The sequence below is a fragment of the Gleimia hominis genome, from assembly GCF_002871945.2.
GTDB classification, from domain to species: Bacteria; Actinomycetota; Actinomycetes; order Actinomycetales; family Actinomycetaceae; genus Gleimia; species Gleimia hominis_A.
In genome coordinates this window covers 1070967-1093873 of the sequence record NZ_CP126963.1, presented here as the reverse complement: position 1 = coordinate 1093873, position 22907 = coordinate 1070967, and the positions used below count along the sequence as shown (strand labels likewise).

Sequence of the window (22907 nt, the reverse complement as noted above, 5' to 3'; positions counted from 1 at the left end):
TCAAAGTAGACGGATGGTGCTAAGAATTCCCGATTATGCAGCGAGCCTCACAATCTGGTTTAGGGACGTTTAGGCGTTGGTGTCGCTTGTTTCGTATCCGTGTTCGAGGAGGTGCTCGAACTGGTCGGAAGCGAGCACGGGAACCCCTAGTTGCTCCGCTTTCGCCTGTTTTGAACCCGCGCCCGGCCCGGCGACCACGAGGGAAGTTTTTTTCGACACGGACGAAGCGGCTTTAGCGCCCCGCGCAACAATCGCTTCTTTCGCTCCCTGCCGGTCGTAGCCCGGGACTGTACCGGTCACAACGATCGTCAGCCCACTGAGAGTTTGCTCAACTTCAGGCCCGGCTTCGTCTTCCATCCTCACGCCCGCTTGCGCCCACGCTTTCACGATCTCAACGTGCCAATCCACTGCGAACCAGTCGTGGATAGACTGGGCAATAACCGCCCCCACCCCGTCGATTTGGGCGAGCTCTTGTACGCTCGCGTCGCGTATTGCCGCCATGGTGCGGTAGTGTGCCGCCAACGCCTGCGCAGCCGTGGGACCCACGTGTCGGATCGATAGGGCAACCAGGACGCGCCACAGCGGCTGCGTCTTCGCGTTCTCCAACTCTTTGAGCATTGACCGCAGACTCTTGGACGGTTTTGGCTCCCCACCTTTCGCGAAAGTGCCGTCTTTCTTAACCCTGCCTTTCGTCCAAAAAGTAGGAACGGCCTCCCAATGATCTACCGTCGGCTCCGCTCCCGCGCGCTCCCGTGCCATCGCTGGCATCCACGTGTACACGTGTTGTAACCGAGTTTCCGTGAGGTCAAATAGTTCAGCTGCAGATTTAAGCACTGGTTCTTGAGGGGGTGGCAGCAGGGATTGTGCTGCTTGCGCGTACTCCGATGGGTGCAATCCCTCGGTGTCTAAGTGTTTAACTGACCCGTCGCGCAAGTGAACACTGAGGCCGCGGGTGAGTGCCTCAACAACCATGTCCCGCCCCGCTTCCGGCTGGGTTAAAGCAAGCGCGGATTCATCCCCCAACCCCTCAATGTCGAGCGCGGACCGGCCCCCGATATACGCAATGTGCTCCGTGATCTGGGCGGGGCAAGATTCTTGATTCGGACACCGCAAGTCCACGTCCCCCTCTTTCGCGGGGGCTAGGGTGGTTCCACACGACGGGCATTGCGTCGGCATATGCCACGGCTTTTCCGTACCATCCCGCTCACTTTTGACGGGCCCGACAATTTCGGGAATCACATCGCCGGCCTTACGCACAATCACCAGGTCACCCACCAGCACTCCTTTGCGCGCCACCTCCTGCGCATTATGCAATGTAGCGCGAGAAACATGGGAGCCGGCCACCAGCACTTTTTCCATCAGCCCAAACGGCGTCACTCGGCCCGTGCGACCAACCTGCACGTCAATGCTCAGTAACCTGGTTTGCACTTCAATCGGCGGGAACTTGTACGCCGCCGCCCACCGGGGGGCCCGCGACGTGGTCCCTAACTGCGCCTGGTCCGACCGCGAATCAATCTTGAACACCACCCCATCAATCTCGTGGGAAAGCTCGGTGCGATGCGCCGCAAAATACTCGATCGCCTCATCAACCTGCTCGTGAGTTTGCACCAGACGCGTATACGAAGACGTGGGAATACCCCACCCGGCCATGAGCTCATACCACTCGTGTTGACTGTCGGGCAGGTCCGCGCCCTCAAAAACCCCAATCCCGTGCGCCACCATTGCAAGTGGTCGTTTCGCAGTTTCCTGAGGATCTTTCTGCCGTAAAGACCCAGCTGCCGCATTGCGTGGGTTCACAAATCTTTGCTTCCCCAGTTTTTCGCGGCGCGTATTTAACTCCTCAAAAGCGGAAAGAGGGAAGTACACTTCCCCGCGCACTTCAACCCGGTGGGGGATATTCGAACCGGTCAACTGGTGGGGGACGTTCGTAATCGTTGCTACGTTAGCGGTCACGTCCTCACCCACGCGCCCGTCCCCGCGCGTAGCTGCGCGCGTGTAGACCCCATCTACGTAGAGTATGGAAACGGCGAGCCCATCGACTTTAACTTCAGCGGTCAACGTTGGAGCAGCTTCCCCGAGGCTGCGCCGGCACCTGTCTAACCACTGGTGGGTCTCTTCCACACTGAACACGTCATCGAGGCTGAGCATAGGAATGTCATGCTGAACGGGCGCGAACGCTTCGGACGCATACCCACCCACAGTTTGCGTTGGAGAATTGGCAGATACTAGCTGCGGATACTCCGCCTCAAGACTCGTTAGCTCTTGGAAGTACTCGTCGTAGCGCGCATCTGGCATAGTGGGGGCGTCCTGCTGGTAGTACTCCACCCGTGCCTGCTCGATCGTATCGAACAGTTCTTGCCAGCGTTCACGCGCCTGCTCAAAGGTATCTGCCACTTCTTCGCTCATAACAACTATTGTTCCCCATTCACCGGCATTTATGAACTCCTAACTCTAGGTCGATGCGCATCGCGACACTCTAGGTCGATGTGCATCGCGACGGCTGTGCAAATTCACTCGGTACGCGTAGGGCTAGCGAATCGTGTTTCGTGAAGCATGGCAAGCAAACAATTTCGGAGCGTTTATCTAATCTGCTTGTGGACAAGCGCTATCCACAGCGTTCTAGTAACCACAGGAAACAATATCGGGCAGGTATTTAGGCCTCCCAATGCGGTGCAATAGGCCCATGCCAGAAGCTACGTTCCTAACGTGCATTGACGGGCCAGACCGCGGCCTGGTCATCCCCGTGCACGCCAACCACGCACTGACGCTAGGCCGATCCGGAACTCCCATAACAGACCCGCAAGTGTCGCGTGAACACTGCGAAGTCCTAGTTCATCTAACCCGACGGCGAATGCGCATGCAGGTTATCGACAAACAATCAGCCAACGGTACCTATAGCGGCAAACCACTTCGATTCCTCCCCGGATTTGCCTACAACCGGTACTGGTTGCGCCGCCGCACACGCGCACACATAAAAACCGGAGGGGTAATTGGAATCGGCAAAAACCTCTTCCAATGGGAAGTGTCTGGCCTAGAAGTGTCAATCCCCGTGGTCGTTGACGCGCTGCAAGCCCCCAAACGAACGCGTTTCACCTGGCAGAAACTCTTCTACTTCCTCCCCCTGCTGAGCATCGGGTGGCTGCTGTGGCGCTTCATCTCCGCCTGGGGCGCAGCAGCGTTTATCGCTGCCATACTGCTCTCACTCCTCTACTGGTCCCTGGCTCGGCGCAGTCACATCTGGCACGTTCCCCTCCTGGCCACCCACCAAGCACTAGAGCTAAAAGCAGCTGAACACAGCGAGAATCCAAGCAACCTCAAAAACCAACTCCCCCTGAACTTGAACGTTGAACCGGAGTTCAAACGCCGCTACATCTTCACAATCTTGATGTGCCGCAGAAAACGCCCGCGCCGCAGAGACACTCACATCGCCTGGGGTGCGTCGATTTCTGTGTTGGGCGAAAAAATGGAATCGTGGCAGCTGTGGATTGCCCACCAAATCCTCCTGCAAGCCAGGTACCGTGGACTGTGGGACTGCACCGTGACCCACGCGGAACCACAGGAGAGGGAAAGCAAGTGCCTCGTCGTAAAATCCGGTGCGCAAACACTCGCGCGAATAGGGAAAATGCCAAACGCACGCGTGGTTCTAAAACTTGCTGGTCCGCCGCCCATAACCACCGCGAATACGGCGCTCAAACAATCTGCTCGTGAACAGACGCTGCCATCTCGCCTGCAGGTAACAGAACTTCCCACTATCAAGGCTGAACCCGGGTCGCTGGCAGTTCCGATTGGTGCGGGCATCGACACGCTAGATATCGTGCGCGACGGCCCCCACGCGCTCGTAGCTGGCACCACTGGTTCTGGAAAATCTGAGGCACTGCGAACCTGGATCATGCAAATGGCACGGTACTACCCACCCGATCGGCTACAACTCGTCCTATTCGACTACAAGGGCGGCGCCACTTTCAGTAAACTTGCACAGCTACCACACTGCGTCGGGCTCGTCACCGACCTCACCCCACGCCTGGCGATCCGCGCGATCCAAAGCCTGGATTACGAGATTCGGCAAAGAGAAATCCAACTGTCCGAATACGGTTACGCCGATCTCTCGCAATGGGAAAAAGCCGGTTCCGCACCCGCCCGAATCCTCCTGGTCATCGATGAGTTCCACGCCGTTGTGCGTACCCACCCAGAAGTAATGGACAGCCTGGTAGACATGGCTGCGCGCGGCCGGTCCCTGGGAATCCACCTAATCGCCGGTACCCAAAGCCCCGGCGGCGTAATCACCGCGCAAATGCGTGCGAATCTGACGCTACGCATCTGCCTGCGAACCGCTCAAGTGTCACAGTCTCTCGACATCCTCGGGGTCGATGACGCAGCAAAACTACCGCGCATTCCCGGACGCGCCATAATCGACACCGGGCAATTAAAAACAATCCAATGGGCGTACTGCGATGTTGCCCCCACCAGCGTTTCGAAACCTCGCACCCACGCCGGCACCGCACTGTGGAAACCACCTCTCCCCGCGGTAGTGAGCGAACGATTTGTAAAACAAACACTGGCCCTCACGCCCGCAGATGCCGCGGTACCGTTCGCGCTCGCGGACAACCCGCAAGTGCGCGCCTACACGCCGTTAAAGCTGCCCAAGGCGCCCGTAGCGATAGTTGCCGAACCCGACTCAAAGAATGCGGCCATCGCACACATCAACCAGTACCTCCAGGTTCACGCCAGTGATCGCGCCGTGTTGCGCGTAGACGAACGTGAAGACTTAGAAGCCACGCTCTACCAGCTAGAACGAGCCTGGGGTACCGACCGCCCCATAATCATCCCAGACCTGTCCACACTCATTGAAGCCATGGACGACGAATGGGGACACGGCAGTGGGAAAAGTATTTGGAAACGGTGGGCAAAACGAAACAGTGGCATAACCATCGTCGGCCTAGACCCGAGTGATCTACTGACCACCAGAGAATTGCAGTACGTACTAGCCTCAATCACCCCAACCCAAGCGCAACTCGCGGGGTTGGATCGCGACCAAGTGCAGATGTGTGAGGCGCTCAGTGGGGAACAAGACGCCAAAGCAGGCGTCTCACTCATGACCCTGCGCTGGAGGCATATACGAACGGTTAGTGTTGCGTTAACCCAAGTGTCACCACCCGTTAAAACACTGCAAGCAGCTGAAAAACCCGAAGAAAGAACCCCGTCACTAACTGTCGATGCGCTCGTGGAAAAGGCAGAAAACACGACTATAGATAGCCTCATAATCTTGGGGTATACCTCGGAAGCAGTGGAGGAAACCGCTCGGGAAGCAACCGAGGAACTGCAAGTTGAACTGCAAAAATACACAGGGCTAGAACTGGGCATGCAAAGTGAGGGGATTGCACGAAAAATGGGGCGTGCGCTCACCATAGTGGGGGAAGTAGAAGGTGCGGCAATGCGGGCGCTTCGGCCACCGCTTTACGCCCGGACCCACGCTCATAATCCCCAGCGCGTGTGGGTCGTTTGCGAACAAAATTGGCTTCGATATTGGACGTAAAATATTAGTGAGTCCCAGGTGAATAATCAACGTGAGGATTTGCACATTAAAAGACATGTGATACAAGCTCAAAACCCTTGCGTCATAAGAGAAGTTCAGTAAAACTTGAGGCGTCGCAAGAAATCAATGATCAGATCGGGACGCGCACGTCTCGATCGTTTTTATTTTGGAGGAGCCATAAACAATGGACTGGCGTACACGTGCCGCTTGCCTGAGCGTTGACCCGGAGCTGTTTTTCCCCATCGGCAATACCGGGCCCGCCATCGCGCAAACAGCTGAAGCAAAAGCTGTGTGTGCAACCTGTGAGGTCAAAGAAATCTGCCTCAAATGGGCGGTCGACAACAACCAGGACGCAGGTGTCTGGGGTGGGATGAGCGAAGACGAACGCCGCACCCTCAAACGCCGCAAAGCACGTGCCCGTCGAGTAGTCTAAGCCCCGCGGTTTAACGCGCGGTTAACAAACCTGAAGCGCCCACACACTCAGCTCGGAGCCGGCAACTGCAACAAGCCGGGGAGCTCACATGAGGGGCGCAAGCGGTTTCAAAATCTTCTCAGCGACTCGTCGTAAGACGGGTCGCTGAGCCCATCTAGCGGCAGTTAAACGCTTCGAGTTGGTCAAGTCATTATCAAAAATGTCTTGCAACACCTTCGCGTAGTCGGTGGAGTGGAACTGCATATTGATCTCAAAGTTCCCGAACATAGATAGGCGATCAATATTCGCGGTGCCCACAGTGGACCAGTGGCCATCAACGGTAGCTGTTTTCGCGTGGATCATAGTGTGCTTGTACTGGTAGATCTCCACGCCCTCGGCTAATAGTTCGTCAAAGAACGCCGATGATACCCAGTCGGCAACCACGTGGTTCGAATGCTCCGGCAAAAGTATGCGCACTTTTACGCCCCGCCGAGCCGCGTTTATGAGGGCGCGGAGAATCTCACCGTCTGGAATAAAATACGCGGAGGTTAGTAACGCCTTTTCACTAGCGCGGTCTAACGCGTCAATGTAAAGCCCGCGCACGGGGTAAAGCATGTGGGAGGGGAGGTTCAACGCAGCGAAGATTCTAGGGTTCCACCGCCGGGCCCCACGGTCTTGCAAGGTGGGTTGATTGCGCTTCTTAAACAGGTTCCAAAAGTCCACGAACCCGTTATCTAACTCCCACACTGCTGGACCGGTAATGCGCACGTGCGTGTCGCGCCATGCGTCCGCGTAGAGTTTACCGATGTTATACCCGCCGACGAAGCCGATGTGACCGTCAACTACGAGTAATTTTCGGTGATCACGCCCCGTTTTTCGCAGGTTCAAAACCAGCAGTCCGGTGCGGATCTCAGGGACGCGAACTACGTGCAGATTCGGGTGTTTCGGAAAGATTTTGAACCGCGGATCCACCACGAGGTTACCGAACCCGTCGTAAATGACGTACACCTGCACCCCGCGGTCTGCCGCTGCGATGAGCGCATCTTTAAAACGTTGTCCCACCCGGTCGGATTTCCACAAGAAGGTTTCGAAAAAGACGTATTTTTCGGCCGTGTTAATCGCGTTGAGCATGTCGCTATACAGGGAGCGCGCTTCCGTGTACGTAGTGATCGTATTGTCGGCAATGCGCGTGTCGATGGGGTCCATGGCTGGGAAGCTGCGCGGACTGGTGCGGCGTTTACGAACCTCGTCAACTACCAGCAGGGATGCGATCAGCGTGGCTTGGACGCCCAGCGCCGACAATCCTACGTATTTTGCCACGCGTAGGGCGCTTTCGGGTTTTGGCAGTCGAGTCAGTTTTGGCAGTCTAGTGAGGACTTTCCCCACTTTGGAACGGAGTCGGCGGTTCATACGTCTACTCTAGCGTTGTTGCCAAGGGGGAATGAATCCGACAAGCGCAGTGCTCAGCGGGTCCACTTTGACCGGTCAGTTACCCACGCGCGTTTCTGGCCAGTTACCCATGCGCGTTTCTGGCCAGTTACCCGCCCTGGTTTGTGAGCTTCTATACTGGAGGACATGTCGACTATTTCTTCAAAAGAGGTGGCTCGCGTTGCTGCGCTAGCCCATATTGCTCTGACCGATGAAGAGATCGATCGTTTCGCTGGTGAACTCGATGTTGTAGCCGAGTCGGTGGCGAAGGTCTCGGAGGTTGCTAAAGATGATATTCCAGCTACATCTCACCCGATTGCGCTAGAGAATGTGTGGCGTGAGGACGAGGTTGGGCCAACTTTGGACCGTGAGGAAACGCTGAAGAGTGCGCCTGAACCTCAAGATGGTATGTTCCGGGTGCCGCAGATTCTAGGGGAGGAATAAGACGTGACGGATGTCCTTTTGAAAACTGCGACGCAGATGGCGCAGATGCTTCGCGACGGGGAAATCACGTCGGAAGAGTTGACGCAGGCGTGTTTGGATCGGATTGAACGTTTTGACGGGAAGATTCACGCGTTTTTGTTTGTTAATCGTGAGGGGGCGTTAGCCACCGCGCGCCAGGTCGATGCCGCCCGCGAACGCGGGGAGGAATTGCCGGCGTTTGCCGGGGTGCCGATTGCGTTGAAGGACAACATTGTTACGCGTGGCATGCCCACGACGTGTGCGTCGAAAATGTTGGAGGGGTGGATTTCTCCGTATGACGCCACGGTGGTGAAACGCGTTCAGGCGGCGATGATGCCGATCCTGGGGAAAACTAATATGGATGAGTTCGCGATGGGGTCCACGACCGCTACGTCCGCGTTTGGGCGTACTGGTAACCCGTGGGACCCGGAGCGGATTCCTGGTGGTTCCGGTGGTGGCAGTGCAGCCGCTGTGGCTGCGTACATGGCGCCGCTTGCGCTGGGGTCGGATACGGGTGGTTCTATTCGCCAGCCCGGTTCGGTAACCGGCACGGTGGGGGCTAAACCAACGTATGGGGCGGTTTCGCGCTACGGTCTGGTGGCGATGGCTTCTTCCTTGGATCAGATTGGGCCGGTCGCTCGGTCTGTGGCGGATGCCGCGGCGCTGCAAGACATTGTGGGTGGGCACGATCCACTAGATTCCACGTCGCTCAACGACATGCCCCAGTCAATGGCTGAAGCGGTCGCGAACCGGAGTGAGGACCTATCGGGTCTGCGCATCGGCGTGGTCAAGCAGATGACTGGCGACGGATATGAACGTGGGGTTATCGAGGCTTTCAACGCCGGAGTTGAAGCACTGAAAGCACGTGGCGCGCAGATTGTTGAAGTTGATTGCACGTCTTTCGAATACGCGTTAGCGGCGTATTACCTGATTATGCCCGCTGAAGCGTCGTCTAACTTAGCGCGTTTTGATGGCGTGCGTTTCGGGTTGCGGGTGTTGCCTGAGGACGGGCCGGTGACGGCCGAACGGATGATGTCAGCCACGCGCGAAGCCGGATTTGGCGATGAGGTGAAGCGGCGCATCATTTTGGGAACCCACGTGCTGTCGGCCGGTTACTTCGATGCCTACTACGGCAACGCACAGAAGGTCCGCACCCTGGTGCAACGCGATTTCGCGGCTGCGTTTAAGCAAGTTGATGTGTTGGTTACTCCCACGTCGCCGACCACGGCGTTCCGGTTTGACGATAAACCACAGGACCTCATGTCTATGTACTTGAATGACATTGCGACGATTCCCGCGAACCTTGCGGGTGTGCCGGGCGTGAGCGTCCCAGTTGGATTGTCAGATGGCCTGCCGGTTGGCTTGCAGGTGTTGGCGCCGGCGCGTAAAGACGAGCTCATGTACAAGGTGGCGTCGTTCGTTGAAGACTTTGCGGACGTGGAGCCACACAACCCAGCGGCGCAGTGGTGAGAGGAACTGTGGATATGACTAAGTTAATGAAGTACCAGGATGCGGTAAAACAGTTCGACCCTGTGCTCGGGCTGGAAGTACACGTGGAGCTGGGGACAAAAACGAAAATGTTCGACGCGGCCCCAAACGTGTTCGGTGGGGAGCCGAATACGAATATCACGGAGGTTTCGCTAGGGCTCCCCGGTTCCCTCCCCGTGGTGAACCACACGGCGGTGGAGTACGCAATCAAGATTGGCCTGGCGCTCAACTGCCAGATCGCGCAGCACTGCCGGTTTGCACGCAAGAACTACTTTTACCCCGACTTGGCGAAGGCGTACCAGACTTCGCAGTCCGACGAACCGATTGCGTTTGACGGGTATTTGGATGTTGAACTTGAGGATGGGGAAATCTTCCGGGTTCAGATTGAAAGAGCCCACATGGAGGAGGACGCGGGGAAGAACACGCACGTCGGTGGTGCTGACGGGCGGATTCAGGGCGCGGACTACTCGCTGGTGGATTACAACCGTGCGGGCGTACCACTTGTAGAGATCGTGACCCGGCCTATTGAGGGAGCGGGGGAGCGCGCTCCGGAGGTGGCAGCGCGGTACGTGCAGACGCTGCGCGATATTTTCCGAGCCCTGGACGTGTCTGAGGCACGGATGGAGCGGGGGAACGTTCGCGCGGACGTCAACGTGTCTTTACGCGAGTCGCCGGATGCTCCGCTGGGCACCCGAACGGAAACGAAGAATGTGAACTCTTTCCGCGCCATCGAGAAAGCGGTTCGTTACGAAATTTCGCGGCAGGCCGCGCGCCTTTCTAGTGGTGAGCAGGTGATCCAAGAGACCCGGCATTATCACGCTGAAGATGGCACTACGTCTGCTGGGCGTGAGAAGTCAGATGCCGAGGATTACCGTTACTTCCCAGAGCCGGACTTGGTGCCGGTAGCGCCCCCGAGGCAGTGGGTGGAGCAGCTACGTGAGGGTCTACCTGAACTACCTGCAGTGCGTCGGCGTCGACTGCGTGAAGAATGGGGCTTTACTGAAATGGAAATGCGCGACGTGGTTTCCGCGGACGCTGTGGACCTCATTGAGGAAACCGTAGCGGAAGGGACCACGCCGGCTGCTGCCCGCAAGTGGTGGATGGGATCACTCTCGCGCACCGCGAAAGAGGCGGACGTGGAACTGTCGGAGCTTGCCGTTACCCCGAAGCAACTCGCGCAGCTACAAGCTTTGGTTGATGACGGTTCTTTGAACGATAAGCTCGCCCGTCAGGCACTTGAAGGGGTTCTTGCCGGGGAAGGTTCCCCCGCGGAAGTCGTGCAAAAGCGTGGTTTGAAAGTTGTTTCGGACGACGGTGCATTAGTTGAAGCGGTTGAACAAGCCATGGACGCTAACCCGGATGTGGTGGAAAAGATCCGGGGTGGAAAGATGGCTGCTGTGGGCGCGTTGATTGGACCGGTCATGAAGGCTACGCGTGGCCAGGCAGATGCTGGGCGCGTGCGTGAACTGATTATGGAACGGATCTAGTCGACGAGTTGGAAAACCTAAGGTCGGGGTGCGAGCAATACCTAGTTCGCACCCCGATTTCATGCAATCTTCATGCAGTCGCAAGAACTATGCAGCTGTTGCGGTGACCGGGAATAACCCGTGTGTTTGCAGCGAATCACCACTGTATGTACGCAGTGGAAACAAGGTGTGGTGCTTGTCACCGCAAGGAAATTTGTGTTGGAAGTAGAACCTGAGTAATGTTGTTTCTCGCCGCCGGTTGCAGCGCTGATGAAATCGGAACTGCGAAGGCGGAAGTCACTGCGATGGCAAACAGGTGTTACAACGCTCATAACGAGCGAAGTTGACTGAAAGAAACTGAGTTGCTAGAGTAAGTGGCCGGGTCGCTCGGAAATGATTAAATATTTCCAACAGCGGCTTTTCCTCAAACGTTGTCTTGAGGATTCTTACCTGCACTGATGCTCCAAACTATTACGCTTGGATCGCATTGTGTGTGGTGGGGTTGTTTGTGAACTTGATAGTGTGTTTTCTTGGCTTTTTTTGCTTTTTGTTTTTGTTTTTTCTTTTGTTTTTTGGTTGGGGTTGGCTGCTGCTGGCTGGTTGATTGGTTTTTTGGCTGGTTGTCTGGTTGGTGGTGGTTTGCTTTCTGAATGTTTTTGTTTTTGTTTGGAGAGTTTGATCCTGGCTCAGGACGAACGCTGGCGGCGTGCTTTACACATGCAAGTCGAACGGGATCCATCTTGATTCTTTTTGTTTCTTGGTGGTGAGAGTGGCGAACGGGTGAGTAACACGTGAGTAACCTGCCCTTTTCTTTTGGATAACCGCATGAAAGTGTGGCTAATACGGGATATTCTGCTTCCTTCGCATGGGGGTGGTGGGAAAGGCTTCAATGTTTTTGTTGTTGTGGATTGGGATGGGCTCGCGGCTTATCAGCTTGTTGGTGGGGTGATGGCTTACCAAGGCTTTGACGGGTAGCCGGCCTGAGAGGGTGGGCGGTCACATTGGGACTGAGATACGGCCCAGACTCCTACGGGAGGCAGCAGTGGGGGATTTTGCACAATGGACGCAAGTCTGATGCAGTGACGCCGCGTGAGGGATGACGGCCTTCGGGTTGTAAACCTTTTTCGCTGGGTTGAAAGGCCGCTTTTGTGGTGGTTGATTGATACTGGTAAAGAAGTACCGGCTAACTACGTGCCAGCAGCCGCGGTAATACGTAGGGTACTAGCGTTGTCCGGTTTTATTGGGCGTAAAGGGCTTGTAGGTGGTTTGTCGCGTCTGTCGTGAAATCCCATGGCTTAACTGTGGGCTTGCGGTGGGTACGGGCAGGCTTGAGTGCGGTAGGGGAGACTGGAATTCCTGGTGTAGCGGTGGAATGCGCAGATATCAGGAGGAACACCGGTGGCGAAGGCGGGTCTCTGGGCCGTTACTGACGCTGAGGAGCGAAAGCGTGGGGAGCGAACAGGATTAGATACCCTGGTAGTCCATGCTGTAAACGTTGGGCACTAGGTGTGGGGGGCCGTTTTGGTTTTCTGCGCCGTAGCTAACGCATTAAGTGCCCCGCCTGGGGAGTACGGCCGCAAGGCTAAAACTCAAAGGAATTGACGGGGACCCGCACAAGCGGCGGAGCATGCGGATTAATTCGATGCAACGCGAAGAACCTTACCAAGGCTTGACATGCACCGGGCGGGGTTTTAATCGACTCTTCTTTTTGCTGGTGTGCAGGTGGTGCATGGTTGTCGTCAGCTCGTGTCGTGAGATGTTGGGTTAAGTCCCGCAACGAGCGCAACCCTTGTCTAGTGTTGCCAGCAACATTTTTTATGGTTGGGGACTCTCTAGGGACTGCCGGGGTTAACTCGGAGGAAGGTGGGGATGACGTCAAATCATCATGCCCCTTATGTCTTGGGCTTCACGCATGCTACAATGGATGGTACAGAGGGTTGCGATACTGTGAGGTGGAGCTAATCTCTTAAAGTTGTTCTAAGTTCGGATAGTAGTCTGCAATTCGACTGCTTGAAGGTGGAGTCGCTAGTAATCGCAGATCAGCATTGCTGCGGTGAATACGTTCTCGGGTCTTGTACACACCGCCCGTCACGTCACGAAAGTTGGTAACGCCCGAAGCCCGTGGCCTTATGGGGAGCGGTCGAAGGTGGGATTGGCGATTGGGACGAAGTCGTAACAAGGTAGGCGTACCGGAAGGTGCGGCTGGATCACCTCCTTTCTAAGGATTTTTGCTTTTTGCTTGCTGGCTTGGTTTGTTCCTGCTGTGTTTGGGTGGGGGCTGGGTTGGTGAGTTTCCTTGGTTTTGGATTTTTTTGAGGGATTAAACAGGGGCTTTGAGTGTTTTTACTGCTTGGTGGGTGTGAGTGTTTTGCTTGCTCTGCTGGGTTGGGCTGGGATTTGCTTGCTGGTGCTGCGCGTGTTTTTGTGTGTGGTGTTGGTGGGGCATGCTATCGGGTTTAGGGTCAATTCCTTTTGTGGCCTTTGGCTTCATGTTTCTTGCTGCTGGTTTTTGCTGGTGGTGGGGGGTGTGGTGGTTGGGTTGTTGGTGAACTGTATAGTGGTTGCGAGCATCTTTTTTGTTTGTTTGTTTGTATTGTGTTTTGTTGTTGTTTTTTGTTTGTGTTCTTGTTTGTTTTTTGGGTTTGGTTTGTTTTTTGTTTTGGGGCGTTCGGTGGATGCCTTGGTGCTTGGAGCTGATGAAGGACGTGGTGGTCTGCGATATGCCTTGGGGAGTTGACGAGCGAGCTGTGATCCAGGGGTTTCCGAATGGGGTAACCTGACTGGGCTTTGGCCTGGTTACCAGCCTTTGAATGTATAGGGGGTTGGGGGGAACGTGGGGAAGTGAAACATCTTAGTACCTGCTGGAAGAGATATTCTGTGAGTAGTGGTGAGCGAAAGTGGATGATGGCTAAACTGTGTGCGTGTCAAGGCGGCAGCTGTTGCGCATGTGGGGTTGTGGGATATGTTTTTTGGTTCTTCTGCCGGGGGGCCGGGTAGTGATAAATGCAAGTGGGGAGCTGAATAGTTTGGGATGGCTGACCGTAGTGCGTGATAGTCGTGTAGGTGGTTCCTGTTTGCCTGCCTTGAGTGTGTCCCGAGTAGCAGTGGGCTCGTGGAATCTGCTGTGAATCTGCCCAGACCACTGGGTAAGCCTGAATACTACCAAGTGTCCGATAGTGGATAGTACCGTGAGGGAATGGTGAAAAGTACCCCGGGAGGGGAGTGAAATAGTGCCTGAAACCGTGCGCTTTTAATCCGTCAGAGCCAGTCGACCATGTTTTTTTGTGGTTGTGGTGATGGCGTGCCTATTGAAGAATGAGCCTGCGAGTTAGTGGTGCGTGGCTTGGTTAACCCTTTGTGGGGTAGTCGTAGCGAAAGCGAGTCTTAAATGTTTTTGGGCGTTTGTGGTTGCGTGCTCTAGACCCGAAGCGGGGTGATCTACCCATGGCCAGGTTGAAGCGATTGTAGTAGGTCGTGGAGGACCGTACCCACCTAGGTTGAAAACTGGGGGGATGAGTTGTGGGTAGGGGTGAAAGGCTAATCAAACTCCGTGATAGCTGGTTCTCCCCGAAATGCATTTTGGTGCAGCGTTGCGTGGGCCGGGTGGTGGTAGAGCTACTGGTTGGTTGAGGGGCCGTTTGGTTACTGACGTCAGCTAAACTCCGAATGCCGTCTTGGTTTTTGCGTGGCAGTGAGACTGTGGGGGATAAGCTTCATAGTCGAGAGGGAAACAGCCCAGATCATCGGTTAAGGCCCCTAAGGGTGTGCTGAGTGGGAAAGGATGTGCAGTTGCATTGACAATCAGGAGGTTGGCTTAGAAGCAGCTATCCTTGAAAGAGTGCGTAATAGCTCACTGGTCGAGTGATTGTGCGCCGACAATTTAGCGGGGCTTAAGCACGCCGCCGAAGCCGTGGCAGCATAATGGTTTTTTGTTGTGTTGGGTAGGGGAGCGTCCTGCGTGTGGTGAAGCTGGCACGTGAGTGTTGGTGGAGTGCGTGGGAGTGAGAATGCAGGCATGAGTAGCGTTTGACGGGTGGGAATCCCGTCCGCCGATTGACTAAGGGTTCCAGGGCTAGGTTTATCCGCCCTGGGTTAGTCGGGTCCTAAGGCGAGGCCGACAGGCGTAGTTGATGGATGACCAGTTGATATTCTGGTACCGGTGTTGTTTCGATCGTGCTGACAAAGTTGTGCTAACCATCATCCACAATGCGACCGTGCTCTTTCGGGAGTGTGGTTGCGGGTGGGTTTTGGGGTCCCTTCTTGGGTAGGCAAGCGCGTTAACAGGGGTGACGCATTGAGGTAGCCTGCGCTGGCCGGTGGTTGTGCCAGTCTAAGGTTGTGGCCTGCTGTCTTGGTAAATCCGGGTGGCTGCACTTATTGTGCGAAGGTGAGGGCTGATGGGCCTGCGCGCGTTGGCGTGTGGGTGTGGGTGATCCTGTGGTGTCTAGAAAAGCCTCGGCGTTAGAAGCAATACTGCCCGTACCCATAACCGACTCTGGTGGTCAGGTAGAGTATACCGAGGCGGCGAGTTAATCATGGTTAAGGAACTCGGCAAAATGCCCCCGTAACTTTGGGATAAGGGGGGCCAAACCCGGACATGGCTTTTTCAGGGTTGTGGTTTGGGTTTGGTCGCAGTGATTTGGCAGAAGCGACTGTTTATCAAAAACATAGGTGTGTGCGAAGCCGTAAGGCGATGTATACGCACTGACGCCTGCCCGGTGCTGGAAGGTTAAGCGGAAGGCTTAGCCACTCTTTTGGGTGGCGAGGGTTTGAAGTTAAGCCCCAGTAAACGGCGGTGGTAACTATAACCATCCTAAGGTAGCGAAATTCCTTGTCGGGTAAGTTCCGACCTGCACGAATGGCGTAACGACTTCTGCGCTGTCTCGACCATGAACTCGGTGAAATTGCAGTACGAGTAAAGATGCTCGTTTCGCGCAGCAGGACGGAGAGACCCCGGGACCTTTACTATAGCTTGGTATTGGTGGTTGGGTGTGTTTGTGTAGGATAGGTGGGAGACTTTGAAGCGCTCATGCTAGTGGGTGTGGAGTCGTTGTTGAAATACCACTCTGATACTTCTGATTGTCTAACTTTCGCCCGTGATCCGGGTGGGGGACAGTGCCTGGTGGGTAGTTTAACTGGGGCGGTTGCCTCCTAAATGGTAACGGAGGCGCTCAATGGTCTTCTCAGCCTGGTTGGTAATCAGGTGTTGAGTGTAAGTGTAGAAGAAGGCTTGACTGTGACACTGACGGGTGGAGCAGGTACGAAAGTAGGAACTAGTGATCCGGCAGTTGCTTGTGGAAGCGCTGTCGCTCAACGGATAAAAGGTACCCCGGGGATAACAGGCTGATCTTGCCCAAGAGTTCATATCGACGGCATGGTTTGGCACCTCGATGTCGGCTCGTCGCATCCTGGGGCTGGAGTTGGTCCCAAGGGTTGGGCTGTTCGCCCATTAAAGCGGTACGCGAGCTGGGTTCAGAACGTCGTGAGACAGTTCGGTCCCTATCCGCTGCGCGCGTTTGGAAACTTGTGAAGGCCTGTCCCTAGTACGAGAGGACCGGGACGGACGAACCTCTGGTGTGCCAGTTGTACTGCCAGGTGCATGGCTGGTTGGCTACGTTCGGTATTTTTGGATAACCGCTGAAAGCATCTAAGCGGGAAGCCGGCTTCGAGATAAGGTTTCCCACCCACGCTTGTGGGGTGAGACTCCCAGTAGATGACTGGGTTGATAGGCCAGGTGTGTAAGCCTTGTGAGGGGTTTAGCTTACTGGTACTAATAGTCGAACAGGAAAAACAAGCTCATAACAGACCCAAGGAACAACGGGGACGCGAGTGCAGGAAACAACCCCCCCACCTACGGCACGAGGACACTAGCTGGTGCCACGTGTTAAAAGGAGGGGAGCACAATAAAGAGAATGAGCAAACATTAAGGTTTTGCACGCATACCACTATACGGTTCACCACCAACCCACCAACCAGCCAAAACACATGGGGGGGGGTTGACACGCATAGTTTTGTGTGGTGGTCATAGCCTAGGGGAAACGCCCAGTAACCATTCCGAACCTGGAAGCTAAGCCCTAGCACGCTGATGGTACTGCAACCGGGGGGTTGTGGGAGAGTAAGACACCGCCACACACAAAAACAATAAAAAAAGGGGGGCCAACACACTAACGTGTGTTGGCCCCCCCAAAACACACCCACGCAAATACACACATGCAGGCCTGGGCTTATGGTGAAAACTTACATGGTGAGTACTTCTACGGTGAAGACTGGGTGTGTTAATTGGTTCCCACGTACCCCCCCCTATAGCGTGTCGGGTGGATGGACGGGTTGCAGGCTCGTGCTGGTTACATTGGCTTCGCCGTTTAGTGTCGGGCCACGCGTAAACACCCACGTGAACACTCCCACCCACCACACACCACAACAACAAGCAATTAGGGCGCTGGGAAGTATTTTAGGCATCAATTACTCACTGAAGATCGCATGAGTAGTGAAATCTAAAGCTCGATTGAGCATAGCTCCAAGATCAGGAGCTTTTTGGAGTTATATTTATGCCTGGGCTAAAACAACACCAACGCGTAAATAGGAGCGTACAATAACTCTTGACACGCAATGGTGCGTTATCAATCTTGACGAGATTGATATGTGTAATTGAAAGTGAAACTACAAATGTCAGATAAAAAGTGGGTAACCAAATCCGACAAGGCAGATGCTGGGTACGCTAAGTCCCTCAAGAACAGGCACCTGCAGATGATCGCAATCGGCGGCTCGATAGGTACAGGTCTATTCCTCGGCGCAGGCGGTAGGCTCGCACAAGGCGGTGCGGCCCTCGCGATATCGTACGCCCTATGCGGTTTCTTTGCGTTCATCATGGTCCGAGCACTTGGGGAACTATCGGTGTACCGGCCGTCCTCAGGCGCATTCGTATCGTACGCACGCGAATTCCAAGGGGAGAAAGGTGCGTACATAACCGGATGGTTGTTCTTCCTAGACTGGGCCGTTACCGTAATGGCAGACATTACTGCGGTGGCCCTGTACCTGCACTACTGGGCAGCCCTCACAGTAATCCCACAATGGGTACTAGCAGCCGGAGCGCTAGCAATCGTATTTGCACTCAACATATTCTCCGTAAAATTCTTTGGGGAATTCGAGTTCTGGTTCGCAGCAATCAAAGTCGCCGCGATTCTTCTGTTCATGGGAATAGCAATCTACGCGATCGTAACCGGAGCTGCAGTTGGTGAGCACACAGCCGGGTTCCACAACTGGACGGACTACGGTGGGTTTTTCCCAATGGGCGTTGTGCCAATGTTCACCCTGTCCATGGGCGTCATCTATGCATTCGGCGGCACCGAAATGGTGGGTGTAGCCGCAGGGGAAGCGCAAGAGACCCGGAGGATCATGCCGAAAGCCGTGAACTCCATGATCTGGCGGATAGCGTTCTTCTACGTCGGCTCCGTGATCCTCATGACCCTCGTACTGCCCTGGAACGCTTACTCAGGCGACGAATCCCCATTCGTCACCTTCTTCACCGGCATTGGAGTGCCACACGCGGGTGACATCATGCAGGTCGTGGTGCTCACAGCCGCACTGTCATCCCTCAATGCAGGCCTATACGCAACTGGCCGTACCCTGCGTTCCCTCGCCGTTGCAGGCGAAGCCCCCGCAATGGCTGCGAAACTGAACAAACACAAAGTGCCAGCAGCTGGCATCGCATTCACCGCAGCTCTCGGCCTGATTGGTGTGGCAATCAACTACGTGTACCCAACCGAAGCGTTCGAAATTGTGATGAACTTAGCGGCGTTCGGCATTGCCGGCACGTGGATCTCCGTGCTTATCTCCCACTGGATTTTCGTGCGCAAAGCCAGGGAAGGGAAACTGGAACGCCCGTCGTTCCAACTCCCGTTCGCGCCCTACTCGAACCTGCTCGCAATCGCGTTCTTCGCCATCGTAATCATCTCCATGGCATTCGACCGTGCCGGCGTGACGAAGTGGTACGAGCTGGGGAACGGGCAGAAAACCCTCGCCCTCTTCGGGGTCGTCTGCATCATGATGGTGATCGGCTGGTACGCGTGCCGCGACCGGATTAAACCTGAAATGATGGACGAGATCCTCGAAGAAGACCCGAAGGAGTAAACCGTGCGCATAGGCGTTGTATACACCGGCGGCACCCTGGGAATGGTGCAGTCCGAACGCGGACTCGTGCCCGGAGATGCGATTGAAGACTGGCTCAACTCGGTAGCCCCCGAGTTCGGACACGAACTAGTGTTCACCCGGTTTAAAAAGCTTCTGGACTCATCCAACATGGCGCCGCACCTGTGGCAAAAAATAGTGGACCACATTGAACAGTTTGAGGGCGTAGACGCCGTGGTTGTACTACACGGTACCGACACGCTCGCGTACACGTCTTCCGCCCTCGCATTCGCACTGTCTGGAACGCCGATCCCGATCATTGTGACCGGCTCCCAACTGCCCATGTTCCAGTGGGGCTCGGATGCGAAACCCAATGTGATGGGCGCACTCACCGCCGCCACCTGGTGTGACCCCGGAGTGTACGTGTATTTCGCTGGGGAGGTACTAAAAGGTGCGCGCGTGTGCAAAACCTCTGCCACGTCATTTAAAGGATTCGCCTCCCCGGAACCCCCGCTGGCTCAAGTGGGGGTGCCTTGGCGGCACCTCACCCAAGCCCCCCGCGCAGGCACCAGATGCGAATGGGGGCGCAAACCGGAACCTTTCCGGGACTTCGACGTTCCCGTCATCGACCTCGTGCCCGGCCTGAAAGCAGAACGGCTTGAGGCCATGCTGTCTGGAAACCCGGACGCCGTGATCCTCCGAGCTTTCGGGGTTGGGAACGGGCCCTCAAACAACGCGGGATTCATGGCGCTGCTACACAAAGTTTCACAGGCAGGGGTGACCGTGGTTGTCGCCTCCCAATGTATCGACGCGGCCGTGGAATTCGACTCCTACGAAACCGGGTACGCACTGCGGGAAATAGGTGCTGTTAGCGCAGCAACTATGACCACGGAAGCGACCTACGCTAAAGTCCAGTTCCTCCTCGCGCAAGGCTGTGGCAGAGACGAGATCGAACACTGGATGCGTAAAAACATGGTGGGGGAGCTGCGCGAGTAAAACCGCGCCTCACCTACCGTAAATCCCGAACTTTAACGACACTATCAATGAGGAGAGAGCGTTGACCAGAACGCGGAAAGAAAAAGACCTGCTCGGCACCCGCGAAGTACCAGCCGAAAAATACTGGGGTATACACACCTTGCGGGCAGTTGAGAACTTCCAGATTTCGAACACGAGAATCGACCACTACCCCTCTTTCGTGAAAGGAATGGTGCAGGTTAAGAAAGCTAGTGCGCGGGCTAACGCACGGCTGCACACACTGCCTCACGACATTGCAAATGCAATCGAACAAGCCTGCGACCAAGTACTTAACAACGGCAAATGCATGGACCAGTGGCCCGTAGACGCCTTCCAAGGTGGTGCAGGTACGTCCGTGAACATGAATACGAATGAGGTCATAGCCAACCTTGCGCTCGAAACCCTGGGGTACGAAAAAGGACGCTACGACATCATTCACCCAAACGACCACGTGAACAAATCCCAATCCACAAACGATGCGTACCCCACTGGGATGCGCCTGGGGATCTACCACGAGTTGTGTGCACTGCGTGAGCACATGGCGGTGCTGCGCGATGGCCTCAAGCAAAAATCGGAAGAGTTTAAAGACGTCCTAAAAATGGGGCGCACGCAACTGCAAGACGCGGTGCCGATGACGTTGGGACAAGAATTCGCGGGCTATGCCAAATGGGTGAGCGAGGACATGAACGTTATCGATAAGGCGAGTGCAGAACTGTTGCGGGTGAACCTGGGGGCAACCGCGATTGGTACGGGCCTGAACACGCCTGCCGGCTACGCGAAGGTGGCGTGTGAGGAACTGGCGAAAGTCACCGGGCTGAACATAACTAGTACCCCCAACCTGGTGGCCGCCACGCCGGACACGGGCGCGATTACGAGTGTGCACGCCGCGATTAAACGGTTCGCAGTTAAACTTTCAAAAATCTGTAATGACCTGCGGCTGCTGTCTTCCGGACCGCGGGCGGGGCTGAGTGAAATCTTGCTGCCCGCTTACCAGGCGGGGTCTTCAATAATGCCAGCAAAAATAAACCCGGTTATCCCAGAGGTCGTGAACCAGGCGTGCTTCAAAGTTATCGGCAACGACGTAACCGTGTCGATGGCGGCGGAAGCAGCTCAGCTAGAACTGAACGTCATGGAACCCGTGATGGCGCACACAGTATTTGAATCCATCACCCTGCTAGAAAACAGTGTGAAAACCCTGCAAGACCGGTGCGTCGCCGAGATTGAAGCACACCCGAAGATTTGTCGGGAAGAAGTGTTCCGATCAATCGGGATCGTCACTTATTTCAACGAAATCCTCGGGCACGCAAAAGGTGATGAGATCGGTAACGAAGCGCGTGAAACCGGGAAGAAAGTCGCGGACCTGATTGTTGAAAAAGGCTTGCTGCCGCGCGCGAAAGTAGACGAAATCCTCGCGGTAGAAAACCTGGTTAACCCAAAGTATTCCGGGAAGATATGGGGGGAGGACGAAGCGGGGATTCCCTCAAAGCAGTAGCTTTCCCCGGAGGAATAAATGTTGTGGCCTTGCACGCGCCTATAACTTTCAACGTTCGGTTAGCTATACTTTTCTCAGCGCAAGCAAGAGGGAGTTGTGAAGTTGAAACAAGTGTGGCGCGTGCACGGTTTTTCCCAAAATTACAGTTGGGGTGATCCCGTTGCTCTCCACGAACTATGTGACACAGTTCCCGATGGGAAACCGTTGGCGGAAATCTGGTTCGGCACCCATTCGGACGGGCCCGCAACGCTTGATGACGGGCGCTCCTTGATGCAGATCTTAGATGAACCCGCGCCTGGAGCCGACCGGCCGGTTGAGGGGTTGGCTTACCTAGCTAAGTTCATTGCGGTGGCCCGGCCCCTGTCGCTGCAAGTTCACCCTTCGAGGGCGCAAGCGGCTGCGGGGTGGGAACGGGAGAACGCCCAGGGGGTTCCCTTGCACTCGCGCGAGCGTTCCTTTAAAGACCGCAATCACAAGCCGGAAATGCTTTACACGCTTACCCCCTGGCGGGCGCTCGTGGGGTTCTCTGATCCGAGTGAAGTTGCTCGGTTTTTCTTAGCTGTCGGAGGCGAGTTGGGGCGGCGGTATGCAGCTGCGCTTACTCGCGGCGGGATTGACGCGTTCGTACATGACGCGTTGACGAACCCGCCTCAAGAAGCGTTGTTTCAAGAATTTCGTGAGGGATGTGAGCGGATCCTAGCTACTGGGAGCGAGCCGCAGGTGGACCGGGCGCGAGTGGCGTTGGAGGTCGATGAGTATTTCCCAACCGAGCCGGGCGTGCTCATTGCAGCTGCGATGAATCATGTGCGGGCAGAATCTGGGCAGGCGGTTATGGTTCCGGTAAACACTGTGCATGCCTACCTTAAAGGCGTGGGGTTGGAGTTGATGGCATCGTCCGACAACGTGATCCGCGCGGGGCTTACCGATAAGCACGTGGATGTGCAAGAACTGCTGGCCTGTGCGAACCTTGCGCCCACCCGGCCCGCGTTTATCGTGCCTACGCCTGTACGGGGGACTGTGCCCATGCCGACGCCTTCGCTACGGACTGTTCCCACGCCTACGTTTGTGCCAGGTCCTATGCCTTTGCCGAGGCCCGAGACCGCACTCGCAGGTGCAGCTTCGGGAGCAGCACCTGCGCAAAGTGGTGTGGAGAGTGCAGCCGCGGAGCCAGTGGTTTGGAGGTACGACCCGGGGGTACCCGATTTTCAACTGGACCTGTGCAACACCACTGGCGGGAAAGATCTGTGCAACACCACTGGCGGCCAAGACCTGTGCAACACCACTGGGGGGCGCGTTGACTATTGCGTAGAGCGCGACGCCCTGGTCATAGTGCTGCGCGGCGATGCGCACATTGGTGGGGAGCAGTATTCGCGCGGTAGTGCTGCGTACGCGTGCGCGGGTGCACGCGTGGTCGCCACCGGTGATGCGACCATCGCGATCGTTACTGAATCATTCGGCAACGCCCCGCGCAGTTAACCCGGTGTG

The 22907-nt window shown here is 55.8% G+C and carries 11 protein-coding genes and 3 rRNA genes; 12 read left to right on the top strand and 2 right to left on the bottom strand.

Annotated features, from left to right (window positions below; all coding sequences use genetic code 11):
• Positions 1 to 69 precede the first annotated feature (69 nt).
• Positions 70 to 2406, bottom strand: a complete 2337-nt coding sequence (ligA, locus tag CJ187_RS04890; protein ID WP_102217090.1) for an NAD-dependent DNA ligase LigA — start codon at positions 2404 to 2406, stop codon at positions 70 to 72.
• Positions 2407 to 2683: 277 nt separating this feature from the next.
• Here ligA and CJ187_RS04885 point away from each other — a divergent pair, with 277 nt between their 5' ends.
• Together CJ187_RS04885 and CJ187_RS04880 are read left to right on the top strand one after the other, a co-directional pair.
• Positions 2684 to 5533, top strand: a complete 2850-nt coding sequence (locus CJ187_RS04885; RefSeq protein ID WP_158237758.1) for an FHA domain-containing protein — start codon at positions 2684 to 2686, stop codon at positions 5531 to 5533.
• A 184-nt stretch (positions 5534 to 5717) separates the two neighbouring features.
• Positions 5718 to 5966: a WhiB family transcriptional regulator gene (locus CJ187_RS04880; protein WP_102217088.1), complete on the top strand. Its 249-nt coding sequence runs from the start codon at positions 5718 to 5720 to the stop codon at positions 5964 to 5966.
• Between the two features lie 84 nt (positions 5967 to 6050).
• Here the strand turns inward: CJ187_RS04880 and CJ187_RS04875 are convergent, their stop codons facing one another.
• A complete protein-coding gene (locus tag CJ187_RS04875) occupies positions 6051 to 7265 on the bottom strand; it encodes a phospholipase D-like domain-containing protein (RefSeq protein ID WP_233187404.1) in 1215 nt (404 codons plus the stop codon).
• Between the two features lie 255 nt (positions 7266 to 7520).
• Here CJ187_RS04875 and gatC point away from each other — a divergent pair, with 255 nt between their 5' ends.
• From gatC to manA, 10 genes are all read left to right on the top strand, one after another.
• Positions 7521 to 7817, top strand: coding sequence for an Asp-tRNA(Asn)/Glu-tRNA(Gln) amidotransferase subunit GatC (gene gatC, locus CJ187_RS04870; RefSeq protein WP_102217086.1), 297 nt, complete (start codon positions 7521 to 7523; stop codon positions 7815 to 7817).
• A 3-nt stretch (positions 7818 to 7820) separates the two neighbouring features.
• Positions 7821 to 9305: an Asp-tRNA(Asn)/Glu-tRNA(Gln) amidotransferase subunit GatA gene (gene gatA, locus CJ187_RS04865; protein WP_102217085.1), complete on the top strand. Its 1485-nt coding sequence runs from the start codon at positions 7821 to 7823 to the stop codon at positions 9303 to 9305.
• Between the two features lie 14 nt (positions 9306 to 9319).
• A complete protein-coding gene (gene gatB, locus CJ187_RS04860) occupies positions 9320 to 10810 on the top strand; it encodes an Asp-tRNA(Asn)/Glu-tRNA(Gln) amidotransferase subunit GatB (RefSeq protein WP_102217084.1) in 1491 nt (496 codons plus the stop codon).
• A 642-nt stretch (positions 10811 to 11452) separates the two neighbouring features.
• A 16S ribosomal RNA gene (locus CJ187_RS04855) occupies positions 11453 to 13007 on the top strand.
• A 430-nt stretch (positions 13008 to 13437) separates the two neighbouring features.
• Positions 13438 to 16584, top strand: a 23S ribosomal RNA gene (locus CJ187_RS04850).
• Positions 16585 to 16803: 219 nt separating this feature from the next.
• Positions 16804 to 16921 (top strand): 5S ribosomal RNA (gene rrf, locus CJ187_RS04845).
• Together the 16S, 23S and 5S rRNA genes form the textbook arrangement of a ribosomal RNA operon.
• Positions 16922 to 17455: 534 nt before the next feature.
• Positions 17456 to 18919, top strand: a complete 1464-nt coding sequence (locus CJ187_RS04840) for an amino acid permease (RefSeq protein WP_102217190.1) — start codon at positions 17456 to 17458, stop codon at positions 18917 to 18919.
• Positions 18920 to 18922: 3 nt separating this feature from the next.
• Complete coding sequence (locus CJ187_RS04835) at positions 18923 to 19912, top strand: asparaginase (RefSeq protein ID WP_102217191.1); 990 nt, start codon at positions 18923 to 18925, stop codon at positions 19910 to 19912.
• Positions 19913 to 19973: 61 nt separating this feature from the next.
• Positions 19974 to 21422 carry an aspartate ammonia-lyase gene (gene aspA / locus CJ187_RS04830; RefSeq protein WP_102217192.1) on the top strand — a complete coding sequence of 483 codons (1449 nt, stop codon included), beginning with the start codon at positions 19974 to 19976 and terminating at the stop codon, positions 21420 to 21422.
• 96 nt (positions 21423 to 21518) lie between these two features.
• Positions 21519 to 22898 carry a mannose-6-phosphate isomerase, class I gene (gene manA / locus CJ187_RS04825; RefSeq protein ID WP_102217193.1) on the top strand — a complete coding sequence of 460 codons (1380 nt, stop codon included), beginning with the start codon at positions 21519 to 21521 and terminating at the stop codon, positions 22896 to 22898.
• Positions 22899 to 22907 lie beyond the last annotated feature (9 nt).

Bases quoted from the DNA above. Each gene is read 5' to 3' on its own strand.
- ligA (WP_102217090.1), bottom strand. From the start codon at position 2,406: ATGAGCGAAGAAGTGGCAGATACCTTTGAGCAGGCGCGTGAACGCTGG.
- CJ187_RS04885 (WP_158237758.1), top strand. From the start codon at position 2,684: ATGCCAGAAGCTACGTTCCTAACGTGCATTGACGGGCCAGACCGCGGC.
- CJ187_RS04880 (WP_102217088.1), top strand. From the start codon at position 5,718: ATGGACTGGCGTACACGTGCCGCTTGCCTGAGCGTTGACCCGGAGCTG.
- gatC (WP_102217086.1), top strand. From the start codon at position 7,521: ATGTCGACTATTTCTTCAAAAGAGGTGGCTCGCGTTGCTGCGCTAGCC.
- gatB (WP_102217084.1), top strand. From the start codon at position 9,320: ATGACTAAGTTAATGAAGTACCAGGATGCGGTAAAACAGTTCGACCCT.
- CJ187_RS04840 (WP_102217190.1), top strand. From the start codon at position 17,456: ATGTCAGATAAAAAGTGGGTAACCAAATCCGACAAGGCAGATGCTGGG.